This is a genomic window from Enterococcus sp. AZ015 (assembly GCF_050499225.1).
GTDB lineage: Bacteria > Bacillota > Bacilli > Lactobacillales > Enterococcaceae > Enterococcus_D > Enterococcus_D entomosocium.
In genome coordinates this window covers 1,803,796-1,820,796 of the sequence record NZ_JBMHEX010000001.1, presented here as the reverse complement: position 1 = coordinate 1,820,796, position 17,001 = coordinate 1,803,796, and the positions used below count along the sequence as shown (strand labels likewise).

The following is a 17,001-nucleotide window of genomic DNA, read 5'->3' as shown; positions in this document are numbered from 1 at the left end:
ACTACTGCTCAGTTGACAATTGCTCAACATCTCATTATAATCCATTAAGATCGCATAGAGAGAAGCAAAGAAATTGGGAGGTGGTCATCAAATGCTTATTTATGCATTGTGTACGACTGTCAAGAAAGTAGAACAGCCGCAATAGGAAACGGAAAATTAGAAAGAAGGCTTTTTATGATCGAACCTTACCAATTTCATTCAATTAAACATCAAGTATACCAATTAGTTCGAACCTATCAATCAGTGAATGATCCTCGAACGATCAAAACGGTTGAAACGATGACCAAAGACGCCATAGAACATTTTTTTCCTGAAGAAGAAACAGCACCACGTGAAATTTTAGCTGCTTTCTTTCAACACGGGATGACGATCAGTCGCAGCAATGAGCTGTTAACAGAACTCAAAGAGTACGTCCGACCCTTTCAGGTGCCGACAACAAAACAAATTGAAAAAATGTTTCGGAAAGTAAAAAAACTGAAAATACCTGATTTTGCTTCCGTTGATTTAAAAGAGACCACTTATCTTGCTTGGGATGATATTGGTAGTCAAAGCAAGTTTATGATCATAGCCACTGAGCAGGGATTTACAGGACTTCACGGTCATGTGTCAACCGAGGTCAAAAAAGGGATCTGTCCCTTGTGCCAGCATGAAGGAAATGTGTCAATGTTTCTTTCTTTGACTAAGAGCAACGGCGATGGGACGTATACGAAACGCGGAAATTATATTTGCCGTGATAGCCAACGGTGTAATCAGCAGTTGGAACAGCCAGCAAATTTGCATGATTTTGTTTCTTTGCTGCAAATGAAAGATAAATAACGAATTGAAACGGCAGAAAGATTTCTGTCGTTTTTTTTAATTGAAAAAAACAACAGTTATAACATTATTTAAATTTTGTATTAAATGAACAGAATAAACCACTTTGGCTATTGTACCAATGGATTTCATGTTATAATTAATCATAGAAACCGATGACTTTACGTGAAAACGTAAGCGCATAAGAGAGAAAATGAGGTGGAACTATGCAATGTCCAAAATGTCATCATAACAATTCGAGGGTAGTTGATAGTCGACAAGCCGATGATGGACGTGTGATTCGCCGTCGTCGTGAGTGCGAAAATTGCGGCTATCGCTTTACAACATTTGAACGTATTGAAGAGGCACCCTTGCTTGTGATCAAGAAAAATGGTGCCCGTGAAGAATTCAACCGAGAAAAAATTTTACGGGGCTTGATTCGTTCTGCTGAAAAACGACCAGTGACAATGGATCAGATGGAAACAATCGTCGATCATGTGGAAAGTCGTGTCCGTGCTCTTGGTGAAAATGAAATATCTACGACACAAATTGGTGAGTATGTGATGGAAGATCTAGTTGATTTAGACGAGATCGCTTATATCCGTTTTGCCAGTGTATACCGCCAGTTTAAAGACATGTCAGTTTTCTTAAAAGAACTACAAGACATCGTCGAAAAAGCGAAAGAACCACAAGAATAGAGGGGGACAACAAGTGGGCAATAGTTTACCGAATCAATCGTACAAAGTGTTCAAAAGCCGTCCACTTACAACGGAAGGGAAAGACGCCCTCATTTATTTGTATCAACCAATTATTGAAAGTGATGCTTTAGCGTTGTATTTGACACTAGCAAGCGATGTCCAAGCCCAAAGCATTTCTGGCGAGGAGTCGATGACGACCGTGCATCTAGATATCTTGAATGCCATGAATGTCGGAATGCCTCGCTTCATAAAAGCCAAGCAAAACCTAGAAGGTATCGGCTTGCTGAAATCATATGAAAAAGCAGATTTGCAAAACGGATCCTCCTATCTGTATTGGTTGCAAGAACCGGTCCATCCAGCAGCGTTTTTTCAAGATGAATTGTATGCCTATCTGTTGTTGGAAAGAGTCGGAGAGCGTAAATTTAATCAGCTGGTCAAGCTGTATCAGCCAAAGCAGTGTTCCTTGACCGATTATCAGGAAGTGACTCAATCCTTCTCAGCCGCCTATGGGTTAAATACCGCACGTTTTGCTTCCCATGAAGAAACGTTACAGGCAGTAAGTGATTCTTTTCAAGAAACCAATGCGAACTTGGTGCTTGACGAAAAGCAGTTGGATTGGGACTTTCTTTTATATGAAGCGCAGCGTCGGTATATCCGTGCCGCTAATTTCACGCCAAGTTTTCGACAAAAGTTAGTTCTATACCATTCTTTATATGGCTATGATGTGTTGGAATTGTTGGATTTGATGGCGGACAATGTTTCTTTGACAACAGGCGAGGTCGACCAGAAAAAGCTGGAACAAGCCATCATGAAGAAATCACGACAAACATTCACGAAAACATCAAAAAGAGAAGATCCCCAAGCGGAAAGTCAGTTGCGCCGCTTCAATACCTTAAAACAGAATGGTTTTTCAGAAAATGATGTATTATTGATTCAAGAAAGTGAGAACAATGCACCGATCGCTTTTCTAAAGGCGATCAAAGCGGAGAAAAACAGTTTCATGACGGATTCAGAACAATGGCTGATCAAGAGCCTTGTCGAACGGTCACCATTGCCTAATAGTGTGATCAATGTTCTGGTTCATTATGTCTTGGTGGTCCAAAACAATGCCGCTTTGTCAGGGAATTATGTGAACAATATCGCCGCCCAATGGTCAGAATTAAAAATCGGCACGGCAGAAGATGCCATCAAACATGTTCGGAGCCTTGTTCGAAGTGCCAAGGAAAAACGCAGCCGACCACAAACTAGCGGCAAAAAAATCATTCGCGAAGAAAAGCTGCCTTCTTGGGCTGAAAAACCAGTGGAAGAGACAGCCTTAACACCAGAGCGACAAGCAGAATTAGATAAAAAACTGCAAAACTACTTGCATAAGAAAGCTGGTGACAAGTAATGGAAGATGTAGGGAAAAACTTAGGAAAACTATTGGATAAACGCAATTACCGTGATCAGTTTTCAGCAATGATGGCAGAGGTTTTACAAGATCCTGATGTCAAAGCGTTTATTGCCGAAAATGAAGAGGTATTGACCGAAGCAGATATTCAAAAAAGCTATGCGAAACTGTATGAGTTCGTCCAAGAAAAGCGGAAATTCCGCATCAATGATCCATCCATGATCGCACCGGGCTATGAGCCGCGCTTAGCATTAAATTTTCATTTTATTGACGTCACCTATGTACCAACGAAAGAACTACTGGCATATCAAAAACAAGAAGAAATTCGCAGTCGCATCAAAGCGATGGATATGCCTAAAGATATACAAGAAGCAAGTTTTGCAGATTATCAGCAAACGCCTGGCCGAATGGAGGCCATCGCAGCTGCCGTTGATTTTATTAGTGAGTTGACAGCCAATCCACAGGAGTTTCATAAAGGCCTTTACTTTGTGGGAAGTTTTGGGATCGGAAAAACCTATCTGCTTGGCGCGATCGCCAGAGATTTAGCGGAGGCAGGCTACACGACGACATTGGTTCACTTCCCGACATTTGCAGTAGAGATGAAGCAAGCAATCGGCAAAGATCAGGTGGGGGATAAGCTGAACGCAGTGAAAAAAGCCCCAATCTTAATGATGGACGATATCGGTGCTGATGCGATGAGCAGCTGGATTCGCGACGAAGTCTTCGGTGTCATATTGCAATACCGCATGCAAGAACAACTGCCGACCTTCTTTACTTCGAATTTTACTATGCATGAGTTGGAACAGCATCTTTCGGTGACGCAACGAGGTGAATCCGAACCATTAAAAGCCAAGCGCATTATGGAACGTATCCGTTATTTGACACAAGAAATTCAAATGACTGGTAAAAACCGACGAAATGATGGCCAATAACTGACTATTACTGGAGGAAGAAGATGATGACAAAACAGGTAATAATAGGATTATCCTTTGCAGCAATGCTGCTTTTAACAGCTTGCGGCAATCAGGGAAACAGCGCTGCAAATGGGGAGACTGGAACTTCTGAAACTAGCGAGCAGACCAGTTCCGTATCAAATAGTACATCAGAAACGGAAACAGCCGCAATTTTTACTGGTGTTATCCAAGAAGATGCGATAGCAGGATCGGATGATACCTTTTCACTCTTTTTGAAAGAGGTGGCGGCAGTGGAAGATGACGATCAAGTCGTCCAAAGTTTTCAAAATGATGGGGTCATCCTACATGTCCCAGTCGAGGCTTATTCAGGAGATCTGGAGGAATTGACGGAAGGTGCTACCGTCCAGGTGACGTTGCAAGGCATACCGATCATGACGATGTCGATCCCACCGCAAATTCCCGGTAACTCGATTCAAAAGGTTGAATTAGTGAACGATTAATGCAATGTGCGCCTTGGCAATGGCACCACAGTCAAGACGCACATTTTTTTCTATTTATGGAAAGCGTGTTATACTACAAAAGAAGGAGTGACAATATGAACGAACATGCATTATCGGATCGTTTGGCTTGCGTGGGCGAACAAATTCCCGACCAAGCACGTTTCGCCGACATCGGTTCCGACCATGCTTACTTGCCTGTTGCATTGATGCTGCAGAACAAAATCTCTTATGCTGTAGCTGGAGAAGTTGTTCAAGGACCTTATGATTCTGCCAGCAAACAAGTGCGTAAGAACGGGTTAGCTGATAAAATCGTGGTTCGCTTGGCAGATGGACTGGACGCGATTCAACCTGAAGACAACATCGACACCGTTGTCATTGCTGGAATGGGCGGCACACTGATACGTTCGATTTTAGAAGAAGGTAGCCGGAAAAATCGCTTAGCGGGAGTCAAACGCTTGGTCTTACAACCGAATGTTGGGGAACGGACTTTGCGAGAATGGCTCGTTAGCAACAACTTTATAATCATTCATGAAGTACTTTTAGAAGAAAACGACAAAAACTATGAAATTATCGTTGCGGAAACTGGAAAAACGACGTATACGTCCCAGCAATTATTTTTTGGTCCTTTTTTATTAAAAGAAAAAAATCCAGTTTTCCTTAAAAAATGGCAACATGAATTAAAGCAACGACAACGCGTCATTAAAGAGTTAGAGAAAGCCAAAGAACCACCTGCTGAAAAAATCAATGAATTAAAGGATCAGATCGAATGGATCAAGGAGGTGTTGGCATGATTTCTGGTCAAGAATTTATCAAACGCTTTGAAGCATACTGCCCTTTGTGGTTGGCAGAAGAAGGCGATCCTGTTGGTCTACATGTTGGCACATTAAACAAACCGCTCGAGCGAGTCATGATGACTCTTGATGTACGTCCAGAAGTGGTTGCAGAAGCCATCGAGAAAAAGATCGACTTGATCATTGCCAAACACCCACCGATCTTTCGGCCTTTGAACCGCTTGCTGACAGATGATCCACAACAAAAGATGCTAATGGATCTCGTCAAGCATGATATTGCCGTTTACGCCGCCCACACCAATATGGATATTATTGAAGATGGTTTGAACGATTGGTTTTGTGAACTATTAGAAGTTGAACCCGACACGTATTTGAAGCAAACCCATCAAGTAAAAATGAAGAAGCTAGCTGTTTTTACCCCTGTTGAATCGGCACCAGCGTTACGAAAGGCATTAGGTAAAGCAGGTGCTGGTCAGCAAGGTAATTACCAAAATACCAGCTATTCCTTGATTGGTACCGGTCGCTATACGCCACAGCAAGCGGCACATCCTGCCATTGGTGAGATCGGAAAAGAAGAACAGGTGCAAGAAGCGAAGATCGAAGTCATTTTTCCAGAAACGATCGAGAATAAAGTGCTTTCGGCAATGATCGCTGCTCATCCTTACGAAGAGCCAGCTTATGATCTGTATGCCTTAGACAATTTGCCGAAAACCTATGGAATCGGACGGGTTGGCGACCTCGCTGAGCCTCTTTCCCTTGATCAGTTTGTCGAACGTGTCAAAGAGCGCTTTGGTTTGACTGCTTTACGCCTCGTCAGCTTTCCTGGTGCACCTGAAAAAATTCAGCGAATCGCCATTTGCGGCGGCAGTGGCCAATCGTTTTATTCGGATGCCTTACGCCATCAAGCGGATGTGTACATCACTGGCGATATCAGTTACCATTTCGCCCATGACATGCAAGCCAATGGGTTGATTGGGATCGATCCAGGGCACAACATCGAAAAGGAATGTATTCCTCGGTTTATTGAGAAATTCAACCAGTGGAAAGCAGAAGAGAACTGGGCTGTGACCTTTGTTCCTTCCACCACTTCAACAAATCCATTTGACTATAGATAGGAGAATCTTTTATGTACGAAAATTTATTGCCTCGCTTTTTGAATTATGTAAAAATAGAAACTCGCTCTGATGCGACAAGCACGACAACACCTTCTACCCAAACACAGGTCGCGTTTGCCAAAGAACTGCAAAAAGAACTTGAAGAATTAGGATTAAGCGATGTTCATTACAATGAATCAAATGGTTTTGTGATCGCAACATTACCAAGTAACGTGGATCATGACGTACGCTCCATCGGTTTTATCGCCCATATGGATACCGCCGATTTTAATGCAGAGAATGTTGATCCGCAGATCATCGAAAATTACGATGGCGAATCAACCATTAAATTAGATAAAGAAGGAAAATACACATTAAACACAAAAGATTTTCCGAATTTAAAAAATTATGCTGGGGAAACCTTGATCACTACTGATGGTACTACTTTATTAGGTTCTGATGATAAGTCAGGTATTGCAGAAATCATGACAGCCATGGAAATTTTACTTAAAAACCCAACGATCAAACATGGGGAAATCAAAGTCGCATTTGGCCCTGATGAAGAAATTGGGGTTGGTGCAGATAAATTCGATGTTGAAGATTTCAATGTTGATTTTGCGTATACAATGGATGGCGGTCCAGTAGGAGAATTGCAATACGAGACCTTTAATGCGGCGCAAGCTGAAATTACGATCCAAGGAAAAAATGTCCACCCAGGAACTGCTAAAGACACCATGATCAACGCTTTGCAACTAGCAGTCGATTTTCAAAATGCGCTACCGGCTGATGAAGTTCCTGAGAAAACCGAAGGGACAGAAGGATTCTTCCATTTGATGAGTCTCAGCGGCTCAGTAGAAGAAGCGAAAATGGCATACATTATTCGAGACCATGACCGGACCCGTTTTGAAGAAAGAAAAGCACAATTACTAGCGGTTCAAGAAAGCTTGAATGCCCGCTTTGATGAACCGAGAGTACACGTTCATCTATATGATCAATACTACAACATGAAAGAAATCATCGAAAAAGATATGAGTATCATTGATCTAGCAAAAGATGCGATGGAAGCAGTGGGAATCACTCCGATCACAGAACCTGTTCGTGGTGGAACCGATGGCTCGAAAATCTCCTATTTAGGGATTCCAACACCGAATATCTTTGCTGGTGGAGAAAATATGCACGGACGTTATGAGTTCGTCTCACTACAATCAATGATGAAAGCGACCGATGTGATTGTGAAAATCGCCGAACTGAATGCTCAAGCATAAACGTTGATTTTTGATTTGTTGGAATAAATGAAAAACTCTTGGGCTGGGAACTCTTCACGCAGGTCTTGCGTAAGACCCGGCCTTTTTAGGATGTGAATAGGATGAAAATTCTCGTTTTATACAATGATACAGCGGGGAAAAGTGAAGCAAAAGAAACAGCAGAAAAATTCCAAGCCTATGTGAAAGAACAAGGCGAAGAGCATCAAGCGTTCTTGCAGGCCTCAAATCCAGACGTGGATCCCAAAGACGTTCGAGAGGCTGCCGAAAAACACGCAGTCGATACGATTGTGATCATTGGTGGAGATGGGACGATCCATCATGGATTGCAAACCTTTAAAGAAAAGTTAGATGAGTTGAAGGTCGGCATCATTCCTGGTGGAACCGTAAATAATTTTGCCAGAATGTTGGGGATACCGGTGAAGCCCGAAGAGGCCTTCGAGACGATCTTAACGGGGGTTGAGCGATCGATCGACTACGGGACGGTCAATGATCAAGTCATGATCTCGACCATGACCATTGGTCTTCTGGCAGATACCGCCGCAGCCACTTCCCAAGAAGAAAAACAGCAATATGGGCCGTTAGCGTTTATGAAACGGTTCATTCATCTGTTGATCAAAAAGAAACAATACAAATTAGAAGTCATTGCTGACGAACGGAAATGGCAGGGGAAAACTCAATTACTGACGATCGTCATGTCGAATTCAGCAGGTGGGTTTAAGAACTTCGATGAAGAAGCAAAGCCTGATGACGGATTGTTTCATATCATTCTTTTGCCAAAACTGAATATTTTACGATTTATTTTGTATTTACCAAGAATTATTCGTGGTAGAATTGCCAAAGTGCCAAGTGTTGAATATTTCACTGCCGCAAAGGTCTCAATAAAGGCCAAAGAAAAAACGGTTCATACTCGAACCGATGGCGACCCAACGGATGATCTACCGATTGAGATGAAAGTTATCAAACATGGTTTGACGATGCTGGTACCTGAAGAAGCACAAGAATCAAAATAATGATCCCTACGATCAATCATATGGAGGAAATGGATGAATGCACTGATTTACAATCCATTGTGGTTTTATTTAATTGCAGTCAATCTTTATCTTTTCTGTCTGATGGGGTATGATAAATATCAGGCAGTGAAACAAGGTTGGCGGGTTCCCGAAGCAAATCTCCTTTTTATGGGGGCGATTGGCGGAGGATTAGGCGGTTTAATTGCGCAACGCGTATTTCGCCACAAAACAAGAAAGAAGAAGTTTCACCTCTTTTTTGCTTTTGGCACCGTTTTTGCTATCCTGCTGATGGTCTTTTTTGCATAAATTCGGTATAACAAGCAAGGAGTTAATATGAAAATTAAAGTGAAGTTCGCCCTTAATTTACTTTTACTAGTAGGGATTCTGGGTGTGATGTATTTTTTTGTCCGTAACTCGATGATGGATATTTTGGCGGGGCTAAGAGAGACCAGCTTTCTCGTCGTCTTATTAGTTATGGGACTTGGCACATTGTACCTGGTGATCGAAGGACGGACAGTGAAAGAGATCGCTGTGACGTTTCAACCGGAATTTACTACTAAGGCAGGCTTTTTAACGGTTTGTTACAGTGGTTTTTACCGGATCGTGACGTTTGGGGCGGGCACCTTGATCTCAGAGGTGAATTTTTATCGTAAAAATGGTTTGCAATTGTCACAAGGGGTTGGTGTCACCACCTTACACATGGTGATGTATAAGTTTGCCATATTGACATATGCAATCGCTGGGTTGATTATTCAATTCTCGCTATTCTATGACAATGCACCGAATATGATTTGGGTAATTTTGGTGGGGATCGTACTCGTTTTTTTGATCATTGCCGCTTTGTTAGCACTTTCGGTCAGCATCAACATTCAAGTCTTTTTCGTAATCGTCAGCAATAAGCTGTTCAAAAGTGCGACATTAAGAGGAATCGTTGACAAATGCAACACCCAAATTTATTCTTTACGAGAAACAGTCAATGCGATCATTACCGACCGCACCGCTTTCTTGCGCATCTATTTGTGGAATCTTTTGAAGATGCTGCCTTGGTATGTGATTCCTTATGTGATTCTTGTTGTGCAGCATCCAGAGATCGATTTCTTGTTGACGTTATCCTTCATCAGTTTTGCCGTCGTCTTGTCCGGGGTGATTCCAACACCGGCAGGGATCGGATCATTTGAATTTATTTATATGCTGCTTTTTGGTCCATTAGTTGGCACGGTCGATGCTGCGTCTTCCATGCTACTGTACCGTTTAGCAACATTCATTTGGCCCTTCATAATTGGTTTTGCTTATGTAATGAAAGAAAAACGCAAAGATATTAGCCAAGAGTTGACTGAATTAAGAAAAGAAAAAGTGGAAAGTTAAAAACACGCTTATCTTCGAATAGAGGATAAGCGTGATTTTTTAGTCTTTCAAATCAATGATCCGATCAACAAAGGATTCATAAAACTCGCCTTCATGGGAAACGATCAAAACTGTTCCAGGAAAGGCCGCTAGGGTTTCTTCCAAATTGTTTTTCGTATCTTGATCGATATGGTTGGTCGGTTCATCAAGAATCAAGAAGTTACTTTTGATCAACATCATTTCGGCTAGTTTGACTTTTGTCTGTTCACCACCACTTAATAGCTTCAATTCTTCTTGGGCTAATTGGCTAGGTAAACCTGCCCGAGAAAGTTGCCGTCGCAATTCTTTGTTGGTGGCCTTCGGAAAAAGATCCTCAAGGTATTGAAGAGGGGTCTGCAATGGATATTCCCAGTCAAGGTCTTGAGAAAAGTAATTGAATTTTGTATGCTGTGGGTAAGAAACGGCCCCTTCAATTGCTGGGATCACACCAAGAATTGTTTTGATCAATGTTGATTTACCGATCCCATTAAATCCCCGTATAGCAATTTTTTCGCCATAGCGGATCGTTAGGTTGATCGGGGAGAGTAAGGGCTTTTGGTCGTATCCAATGACTAGATTGGTGGTTTCCAAGGCCAAGGTGGTAACGATTGGTGCCAAATCAAATCCTAAATGGGGTTTAGGGACATCTTGCGGTGGGGTCAAACGATCAATTTTTGCCAACTGCTTTTCACGACTCTTTGCCATCGTTGAACGAGAACCAGCTTTGTATTTACGAATATAGCTTTCGGTTTTCTTGATATGCTCTTGTTGTGCTTCGTATTGCTTCATATAGCTTTCATTTTGCAGCGTTTTTAGTTTTAATGCTTTGTCTAAATTCCCCGTATACTTAGAAAGCTTGCCAAATTCGATATCAATGATATGGGTCGTGATTTCGTTAAGGAATTGACGATCATGAGAAACGACTAAATAGGTACCGGTAAAGTCCTGTAAAAACTCAACCAGCCATTTGATATGCTCATCATCTAAGTGGTTGGTCGGTTCATCTAAAATCAGCATGTCGGGTTTTTCTAGCAGCATTTTTGCTAAGATTAGTTTTGAGCGTTGACCACCACTTAAGGAAGCGAGGGGGGTATCCATTCCGAGAACCGAAATACCTAATCCTTCTGCTAAATCATCGATCAATGTATCCATTTGGTAGAAATTTCCTTGATCCAATTGATTTTGCAATTCGCCCGCTTTTTCTAAAAGCTTATCGTCGAGGCTTTCGCCATATGCAGTATAAAGATCGGCAATCTGTTGTTCTTTTTCGAAGTCTTCTGCAAAGGCAGAGCGCAAAAAATCACGGATCGATTGCGTTTCATCAACATTGACGTATTGATCCAAATAGCCCATTTTCAAATTTTTCGGAAATTGGACGAAGCCATCATCGGGGAGAATTTCTCCTGTAATGATTTTGATTAAAGTACTTTTGCCAGCGCCGTTCCGTCCAATCAAACCGACTTTTTCACCACGGTTGATTTGAACGGAAACGTCTTCGTAAAGCAATTTGTCGCCAAATTGTTGGCTAATATTCGTTAATGTTAACATCATTTCCTCCATATAAAAAAGCTGTAAACAGTAGACGTTACAGCTAAGTAGATAATCTTACTGAATAAAAATCGCCAAAGAGCGATCAAAACGATCAGGAAAATCGATTGTTCCTGACCAATCAGGACCTAGCATACCATTGCTGCTTCCCATCTGTCAATTTTCATGAAAGAATACTGAAAAAAATCTTGATGTTCGAGGGAAAACTTTTGACCATTACTGACCAACGTTGTATAATAGAAGAGTAGAAAAAAGGATACTGCTTGCAGCGTACTTTTTTCTGACTACCATTTTGGGAGGGAAAAGTATGAACCCAGAAAAAATGACGACTACATTACAAAGTGCTATCGCTGAAGCCCAGCAGATTGCCATGACCCGTCACCATCAAGAAATTGATATTCCGCATTTATGGAAGATTTTATTGCAAGCCAATCAATTCGGCCGCAATTTTTACACGGACACAGGTCTCGATGTCGATGCTTTTGAAAAAGAAGTCGACCGACTATTAGATGAACTGCCTTCGGTTGAAGGAGGAAATGTTCGTTATGGTCAATCTATGAGTCAAAATCTGTTTCATCTTTTGTCTGAGGCAGATCAATTAAAAAATGAATTTCAAGACGAGTATCTTTCCACAGAAATCGTCCTTTATGCGTTGATGAAATTGAAAAATCATCCATTGACGGTGTATTTAAAGAAACAAGGAATCACTGCGAAAGAAATCAAGCAAACGATCGAAACATTAAGAGGAGGGGATCGTGTGACCTCACAAAATCAAGAAGAACAATACAAAGCATTAGAAAAATACGGCGTTGACCTGGTGCAACAAGTCCGCAGCGGAAAAATGGACCCAATTATCGGACGAGACGAAGAAATTCGCGATGTGATTCGCATCCTTTCTCGGAAGACAAAAAACAATCCCGTTTTGATTGGTGAACCAGGGGTTGGTAAAACAGCCATCGTTGAAGGATTGGCACAACGGATCGTGCGAAAAGACGTCCCAGAAAACCTAAAAGACAAAACGATCTTTTCTCTGGATATGGGTGCCTTGATCGCAGGTGCTAAATTCAGAGGTGAATTTGAAGAGCGTTTGAAAGCTGTCTTACAAGAAGTGAAAAAAGCCGATGGACGGATCATTCTCTTTATTGATGAGATCCACAATATTGTAGGTGCTGGTAAGACGGAAGGCAGCATGGATGCTGGAAACTTACTAAAACCAATGCTGGCACGGGGAGAATTGCATACGATTGGCGCAACCACCCTTGATGAATACCGTCAATACATGGAAAAGGATAAAGCTTTGGAACGTCGTTTCCAAAAAGTGCTGGTACAGGAACCAACCGTTCAAGACACGATTTCGATTTTACGTGGCTTGAAAGAACGGTTCGAGATCCATCATGGCGTCAACATCCATGACAACGCGCTTGTTGCTGCGGCGACCTTATCTGATCGGTATATCACGGACCGCTTTTTACCAGATAAAGCCATTGACTTGATCGATGAGGCGAGTGCCACAATTCGGGTGGAAATGAATTCGATGCCTACTGAGCTCGACCAAGTTACCCGTCGTTTGATGCAACTTGAGATCGAAGAAGCCGCATTGAAAAAGGAATCCGATGATGCATCGAAAAAACGCTTAGGCATTTTACAAGAAGAATTGGCGGAATTGCGTGAAGAAGTCAATACCATGAAAATGCAGTGGGAAACGGAAAAAGAAGAAGTCAATGCAGTTTCCAACAAACGGGCAGAGATCGATAAAGCCAAGCATGAGTTGGAAGATGCTGAAAATAACTATGATTTGGAACGGGCAGCTGTTCTTCGTCATGGGACGATTCCACAACTGGAAAAAGAACTAGCTGAACTGGAAGAAAAAAATCAAGATGAAGGCATTCGGATGGTCCAAGAATCAGTGACCGAAAATGAGATTGCCCTAGTCGTTGGACGTTTGACAGGGATTCCTGTTGCGAAATTAGTGGAAGGCGAACGGGAAAAACTGTTGAAATTAAATGAGACCTTGCATCAACGAGTGATCGGACAAGACGAAGCCGTCGATGCCGTCAGTGATGCCGTCATTCGTTCACGAGCTGGCCTGCAAGATCCAAATCGACCATTAGGTTCCTTCTTGTTCTTAGGTCCGACCGGCGTCGGTAAGACCGAATTAGCGAAAGCGTTGGCGGTCAACCTCTTTGATTCAGAAGAGCATATGGTTCGGATCGATATGAGCGAATACATGGAAAAACATTCGGTGTCTCGCTTAGTCGGTGCCCCTCCAGGCTATGTAGGATTTGAAGAAGGTGGACAATTGACTGAAGCTGTTCGACGCAATCCATACACGATCGTCTTATTGGATGAGATCGAAAAAGCCCATCCTGATGTTTTCAATATCTTATTACAAGTGCTTGATGATGGCCGTTTGACAGATTCAAAAGGGCGAGTCGTTGATTTCAAAAATACAGTCTTGATCATGACTAGCAATATCGGCTCTCAAGTCTTGCTAGATGGCGTGACCGCAGAAGGGACGATCCCAGAAAACGTTGCTGAAAATGTCCGTAATCTCTTGAGAGGGCATTTTAAACCAGAATTCTTAAATCGGATCGATGACACGATTTTGTTCACACCGCTTAGTCTAAACGATGTGACAGGCATCGTCGACAAGATCATCGCACAGCTGTCACAACGACTGGAAGTCCAAGATATACTGTTGACGATCACTGAAGAAGCCAAACGCTGGATCGCTGAAAATGCTTATGAGCCAGCGTATGGTGCGCGACCTCTCCGTCGGTTTATCACGAGAGAAGTCGAAACCCCGTTGGCAAAAGAAATCGTTGCTGGCAGAGTCTTACCAAAGACCCAAGTCACGATCGAATTATTGAACGAACAGCTGGTTTTTGAAAATACGCCAATTACCGAGGAATAAAAAGATAAAAAATGGATAAATGCAAAACGATGGTTGCCGTTTCATTGGTAGCCATCGTTTTTTTTGTCGCTCAAAATAAGACAAAAAAGTTCCCCTTGCTTGTTGTTTGGAGGAAATTCGCACTTCGATTATACTGTTCTTATGGAGTAGGAGAGGAATGAAAAGATGAATACTTTTTTTGAAACGTTGAATGAGCGAAAAGGGGAATTGCTGACAGCTGTCTTTGAGCATTTGTCATTGTCGATCATTGCGCTGCTGGTGGCGATCGTTATTGCTGTCCCGTTAGCCATTTGGCTGGTTAATCATAAACGGGCAGCGGAAGTCGGCCTACAAATAACGAGTGTGCTACAAACGATTCCATCACTGGCACTGTTAGGTTTATTGATTCCATTTGTGGGGATCGGAACGCCGCCTGCGTTGATCGCACTAGTTATTTATGCGTTATTGCCGATCTTTCAAAATACCTATATTGGCCTTTCGGAGATCGATCCATCAATCGAAGAAGCTGCGGCGGCATTTGGTATGTCTCGGATGCGCCGATTGATCAAAGTCGAATTGCCGATTGCCTTGCCTGTCATTATTTCGGGGATTCGCACGGCGTTGGTCTTGATCATCGGAACAGCGACTTTAGCCGCTCTGATTGGCGCTGGTGGGCTAGGTTCCTTTATTTTGTTGGGGATCGATCGGAATGCCCCTGAATTAACGTTGATCGGCGCGATCGGGTCTGCTTTACTGGCTATTATTTTCAGTACGTTGATCCGTTATCTACAACACCTGAAACCGCGCTATACCTTGATTACGCTGGCAGCGATCATCTTGCTGATTGGCGGCGTTTCTTTTTCACAGAGCGGATTTTTCGCGCCGAAAACCATTACCATAGCTGGGAAGTTAGGGTCTGAACCTGATATCTTGATCAACATGTACAAAGAATTAATTGAACAAGAAGATCCTGATGCACAGGTTGAATTGGAACCTAACTTTGGGAAAACTTCTTTCTTATTCAGTGCTTTAGACAATGACCAAGTCGACATTTATCCAGAGTTTACTGGAACTGTGTTGGAGAGTTTAGTGGATGTACCGGAAAAAACCGCTAGTCAAAAACTTGACTCAGACGAAACCTATACCGAAGCAGTCAATCTGTTACAGGATCAGTTTGAGATGACCTTGCTTCACCCGATGGCGTATCAAAATACCTATGCGTTGGCTGTGAAAAAAGAATTTGCTGAGGAAAATGGACTAACCACGATCTCTGATTTGAAGAAAATCGAAAATCAAATCAAAGCCGGCTTTACCCTCGAATTCATTGATCGGACGGACGGTTATGCGGGCATCCAAGAACTCTATGGGCTAGATTTTCCAAGTGTCCAAAGTATGGAACCAGCATTGCGTTATCAAGCCATCAATAATGGCGACATCAATCTACTGGATGCCTATTCCACGGACAGTGAATTGCGTCAATATGGCTTAGTTATTCTAGAAGACGATCAAGAACTATTTCCACCTTATCAAGGAGCGCCTTTGATGAAAGAAGCCTTTGCCAAGGAACATCCAGAAGTCGTCCGTGCATTGGAAAAGCTGGCAGGTAAAATCACCGAAGAACAAATGAGTGAAATGAATTATCAGGTCAATGTCGAAGGAAAAAATCCAGCAGAAGTCGCGCGTACCTTCCTGATAGATGAAGGATTAATTAAGGAGGGACAAGAATGACACCAATTATTGAATTTAAAAACGTCAGTAAAAAGTTTGATCAAAAAATAGTGATCGATCAATTAGATCTGAGCATCAATAAAGGGGAAATCTTTGTTTTGGTCGGTCCTTCTGGGAGTGGGAAAACGACGACTTTGAAGATGATCAACGCGTTGTCAGAACCAACGGATGGCGATATTTACTTCAAAGAAAAACGAATCAAAGAATACAATATCCAAAAAATGCGTTGGCAAATGGGGTATGTTCTCCAACAAATCGCCCTGTTTCCGACAATGGATGTGAAGCAAAATATTGAAGTGATCCCAGAGATGTTAGGGTGGTCGAAAAAAGATCGCTCAGAAGCCGTGGATCGTTTGCTGACACAGGTCAAACTTGACCCAGAGCAATACCGCCATCGAATGCCTAAAGAGTTGTCAGGAGGAGAACAGCAGCGGATAGGAATTTTAAGAGCGTTAGCTGCTAACCCAGAAATTATTCTGATGGACGAGCCCTTTAGTGCTCTTGATCCAATTTCTCGAAATTCCTTACAGGAGTTAGTCCTCGATTTGCACCAAGAGCTTGGGACGACGATTATTTTTGTCACGCATAACATGAAAGAAGCGGTAAAACTAGGTACGCGCATTGCTGTCATGAATCAAGGGAAGATCGTCCAATGTGATACACCGGAAGTGATTGTCTCGCAACCAAAAACTGCTTTTGTGAAAAGCTTTTTTGAAGAGACCGGTGAAGACGAAGCAAAACTGGTCACAGCAGGGGATTTGATGCGGATGAACTTTTTCAGCGATGAAGTCAACCCAGTGGCTCCTCAAATCGCTGCATCTACTACTTTAAATGAGTTGTATACCTTATTTGCAACTCATGACACGGTAGTGATTGAAGAAGAGCAGAAACTGGTAGGGAGTCTAAGTCGAAAAGATGTGTTTGCTTTCTTGAGTCGTGATCGAACGTAAAAGGTTCTATATGGCCACTAGAAATGTCATATTTTTTTAAAAATC

At 42.3% G+C, this 17,001-nt stretch carries 15 protein-coding genes; 14 read left to right on the top strand and 1 reads right to left on the bottom strand.

Annotated elements, in window-relative coordinates; all coding sequences use genetic code 11:
• The first annotated feature begins 174 nt into the window (after positions 1-174).
• The 11 genes from IGK85_RS08555 (at position 175) to IGK85_RS08505 (ending at position 9,819) form a co-directional block, all read left to right on the top strand.
• Positions 175-816, top strand: a complete 642-nt coding sequence (locus IGK85_RS08555; protein ID WP_008380069.1) for a FusB/FusC family EF-G-binding protein — start codon at positions 175-177, stop codon at positions 814-816.
• A gap of 203 nt (positions 817-1,019) precedes the next feature.
• Entirely contained in the window at positions 1,020-1,490 is a 471-nt protein-coding gene (nrdR, locus tag IGK85_RS08550; protein ID WP_005226004.1) for a transcriptional regulator NrdR, read from the top strand.
• Positions 1,491-1,503: 13 nt separating this feature from the next.
• The gene (locus IGK85_RS08545; RefSeq protein WP_005235791.1) at positions 1,504-2,880 is read left to right on the top strand and encodes a replication initiation and membrane attachment family protein; all 1,377 of its coding nucleotides are present in this window, start codon (positions 1,504-1,506) and stop codon (positions 2,878-2,880) included.
• The gene (gene dnaI, locus IGK85_RS08540) at positions 2,880-3,812 is read left to right on the top strand and encodes a primosomal protein DnaI (protein ID WP_008380067.1); all 933 of its coding nucleotides are present in this window, start codon (positions 2,880-2,882) and stop codon (positions 3,810-3,812) included. The genes IGK85_RS08545 and dnaI overlap by 1 nt, the downstream gene beginning before the upstream one ends.
• Positions 3,813-3,835: 23 nt before the next feature.
• Positions 3,836-4,294, top strand: a complete 459-nt coding sequence (locus tag IGK85_RS08535; RefSeq protein WP_008380064.1) for a hypothetical protein — start codon at positions 3,836-3,838, stop codon at positions 4,292-4,294.
• A 95-nt stretch (positions 4,295-4,389) separates the two neighbouring features.
• Positions 4,390-5,085, top strand: a complete 696-nt coding sequence (locus IGK85_RS08530) for a tRNA (adenine(22)-N(1))-methyltransferase (RefSeq protein ID WP_008380063.1) — start codon at positions 4,390-4,392, stop codon at positions 5,083-5,085.
• Positions 5,082-6,200 (top strand): Nif3-like dinuclear metal center hexameric protein, encoded by a 1,119-nt coding sequence (locus IGK85_RS08525; protein ID WP_337447216.1) that lies wholly within the window; start codon positions 5,082-5,084, stop codon positions 6,198-6,200. The genes IGK85_RS08530 and IGK85_RS08525 overlap by 4 nt, the downstream gene beginning before the upstream one ends.
• A gap of 11 nt (positions 6,201-6,211) precedes the next feature.
• The gene (gene pepT, locus IGK85_RS08520) at positions 6,212-7,444 is read left to right on the top strand and encodes a peptidase T (RefSeq protein ID WP_005235798.1); all 1,233 of its coding nucleotides are present in this window, start codon (positions 6,212-6,214) and stop codon (positions 7,442-7,444) included.
• Positions 7,445-7,545: 101 nt separating this feature from the next.
• Positions 7,546-8,454, top strand: coding sequence for a diacylglycerol/lipid kinase family protein (locus tag IGK85_RS08515; protein WP_008380060.1), 909 nt, complete (start codon positions 7,546-7,548; stop codon positions 8,452-8,454).
• 33 nt (positions 8,455-8,487) lie between these two features.
• Positions 8,488-8,760: a DUF1294 domain-containing protein gene (locus IGK85_RS08510; RefSeq protein ID WP_005235800.1), complete on the top strand. Its 273-nt coding sequence runs from the start codon at positions 8,488-8,490 to the stop codon at positions 8,758-8,760.
• A gap of 27 nt (positions 8,761-8,787) precedes the next feature.
• The gene (locus IGK85_RS08505; protein WP_005235801.1) at positions 8,788-9,819 is read left to right on the top strand and encodes a lysylphosphatidylglycerol synthase transmembrane domain-containing protein; all 1,032 of its coding nucleotides are present in this window, start codon (positions 8,788-8,790) and stop codon (positions 9,817-9,819) included.
• Between the two features lie 39 nt (positions 9,820-9,858).
• On the opposite strand, the gene IGK85_RS08500 is transcribed toward IGK85_RS08505, so the two are convergent.
• The gene (locus IGK85_RS08500; protein WP_008380059.1) at positions 9,859-11,385 is read right to left on the bottom strand and encodes an ABC-F family ATP-binding cassette domain-containing protein; all 1,527 of its coding nucleotides are present in this window, start codon (positions 11,383-11,385) and stop codon (positions 9,859-9,861) included.
• A gap of 307 nt (positions 11,386-11,692) precedes the next feature.
• Between IGK85_RS08500 and clpB the strand changes: the two genes are divergently transcribed.
• The 3 genes from clpB (at position 11,693) to IGK85_RS08485 (ending at position 16,956) form a co-directional block, all read left to right on the top strand.
• A complete protein-coding gene (clpB, locus tag IGK85_RS08495; protein WP_008380058.1) occupies positions 11,693-14,299 on the top strand; it encodes an ATP-dependent chaperone ClpB in 2,607 nt (868 codons plus the stop codon).
• A 165-nt stretch (positions 14,300-14,464) separates the two neighbouring features.
• Entirely contained in the window at positions 14,465-16,006 is a 1,542-nt protein-coding gene (locus IGK85_RS08490; protein WP_008380057.1) for an ABC transporter permease/substrate-binding protein, read from the top strand.
• The gene (locus IGK85_RS08485; protein ID WP_005235811.1) at positions 16,003-16,956 is read left to right on the top strand and encodes an ABC transporter ATP-binding protein; all 954 of its coding nucleotides are present in this window, start codon (positions 16,003-16,005) and stop codon (positions 16,954-16,956) included. Before IGK85_RS08490 ends, IGK85_RS08485 begins: the two co-directional genes overlap by 4 nt.
• Positions 16,957-17,001 lie beyond the last annotated feature (45 nt).

Excerpts from the sequence above, each read along its gene's own strand:
- IGK85_RS08555 (WP_008380069.1), top strand. The coding sequence starts at position 175 with ATGATCGAACCTTACCAATTTCATTCAATTAAACATCAAGTATACCAA.
- nrdR (WP_005226004.1), top strand. The coding sequence starts at position 1,020 with ATGCAATGTCCAAAATGTCATCATAACAATTCGAGGGTAGTTGATAGT.
- dnaI (WP_008380067.1), top strand. The coding sequence starts at position 2,880 with ATGGAAGATGTAGGGAAAAACTTAGGAAAACTATTGGATAAACGCAAT.
- IGK85_RS08535 (WP_008380064.1), top strand. The coding sequence starts at position 3,836 with ATGATGACAAAACAGGTAATAATAGGATTATCCTTTGCAGCAATGCTG.
- IGK85_RS08530 (WP_008380063.1), top strand. The coding sequence starts at position 4,390 with ATGAACGAACATGCATTATCGGATCGTTTGGCTTGCGTGGGCGAACAA.
- IGK85_RS08525 (WP_337447216.1), top strand. The coding sequence starts at position 5,082 with ATGATTTCTGGTCAAGAATTTATCAAACGCTTTGAAGCATACTGCCCT.
- pepT (WP_005235798.1), top strand. The coding sequence starts at position 6,212 with ATGTACGAAAATTTATTGCCTCGCTTTTTGAATTATGTAAAAATAGAA.
- IGK85_RS08515 (WP_008380060.1), top strand. The coding sequence starts at position 7,546 with ATGAAAATTCTCGTTTTATACAATGATACAGCGGGGAAAAGTGAAGCA.
- IGK85_RS08510 (WP_005235800.1), top strand. The coding sequence starts at position 8,488 with ATGAATGCACTGATTTACAATCCATTGTGGTTTTATTTAATTGCAGTC.
- IGK85_RS08505 (WP_005235801.1), top strand. The coding sequence starts at position 8,788 with ATGAAAATTAAAGTGAAGTTCGCCCTTAATTTACTTTTACTAGTAGGG.
- IGK85_RS08500 (WP_008380059.1), bottom strand. The coding sequence starts at position 11,385 with ATGTTAACATTAACGAATATTAGCCAACAATTTGGCGACAAATTGCTT.
- clpB (WP_008380058.1), top strand. The coding sequence starts at position 11,693 with ATGAACCCAGAAAAAATGACGACTACATTACAAAGTGCTATCGCTGAA.
- IGK85_RS08490 (WP_008380057.1), top strand. The coding sequence starts at position 14,465 with ATGAATACTTTTTTTGAAACGTTGAATGAGCGAAAAGGGGAATTGCTG.
- IGK85_RS08485 (WP_005235811.1), top strand. The coding sequence starts at position 16,003 with ATGACACCAATTATTGAATTTAAAAACGTCAGTAAAAAGTTTGATCAA.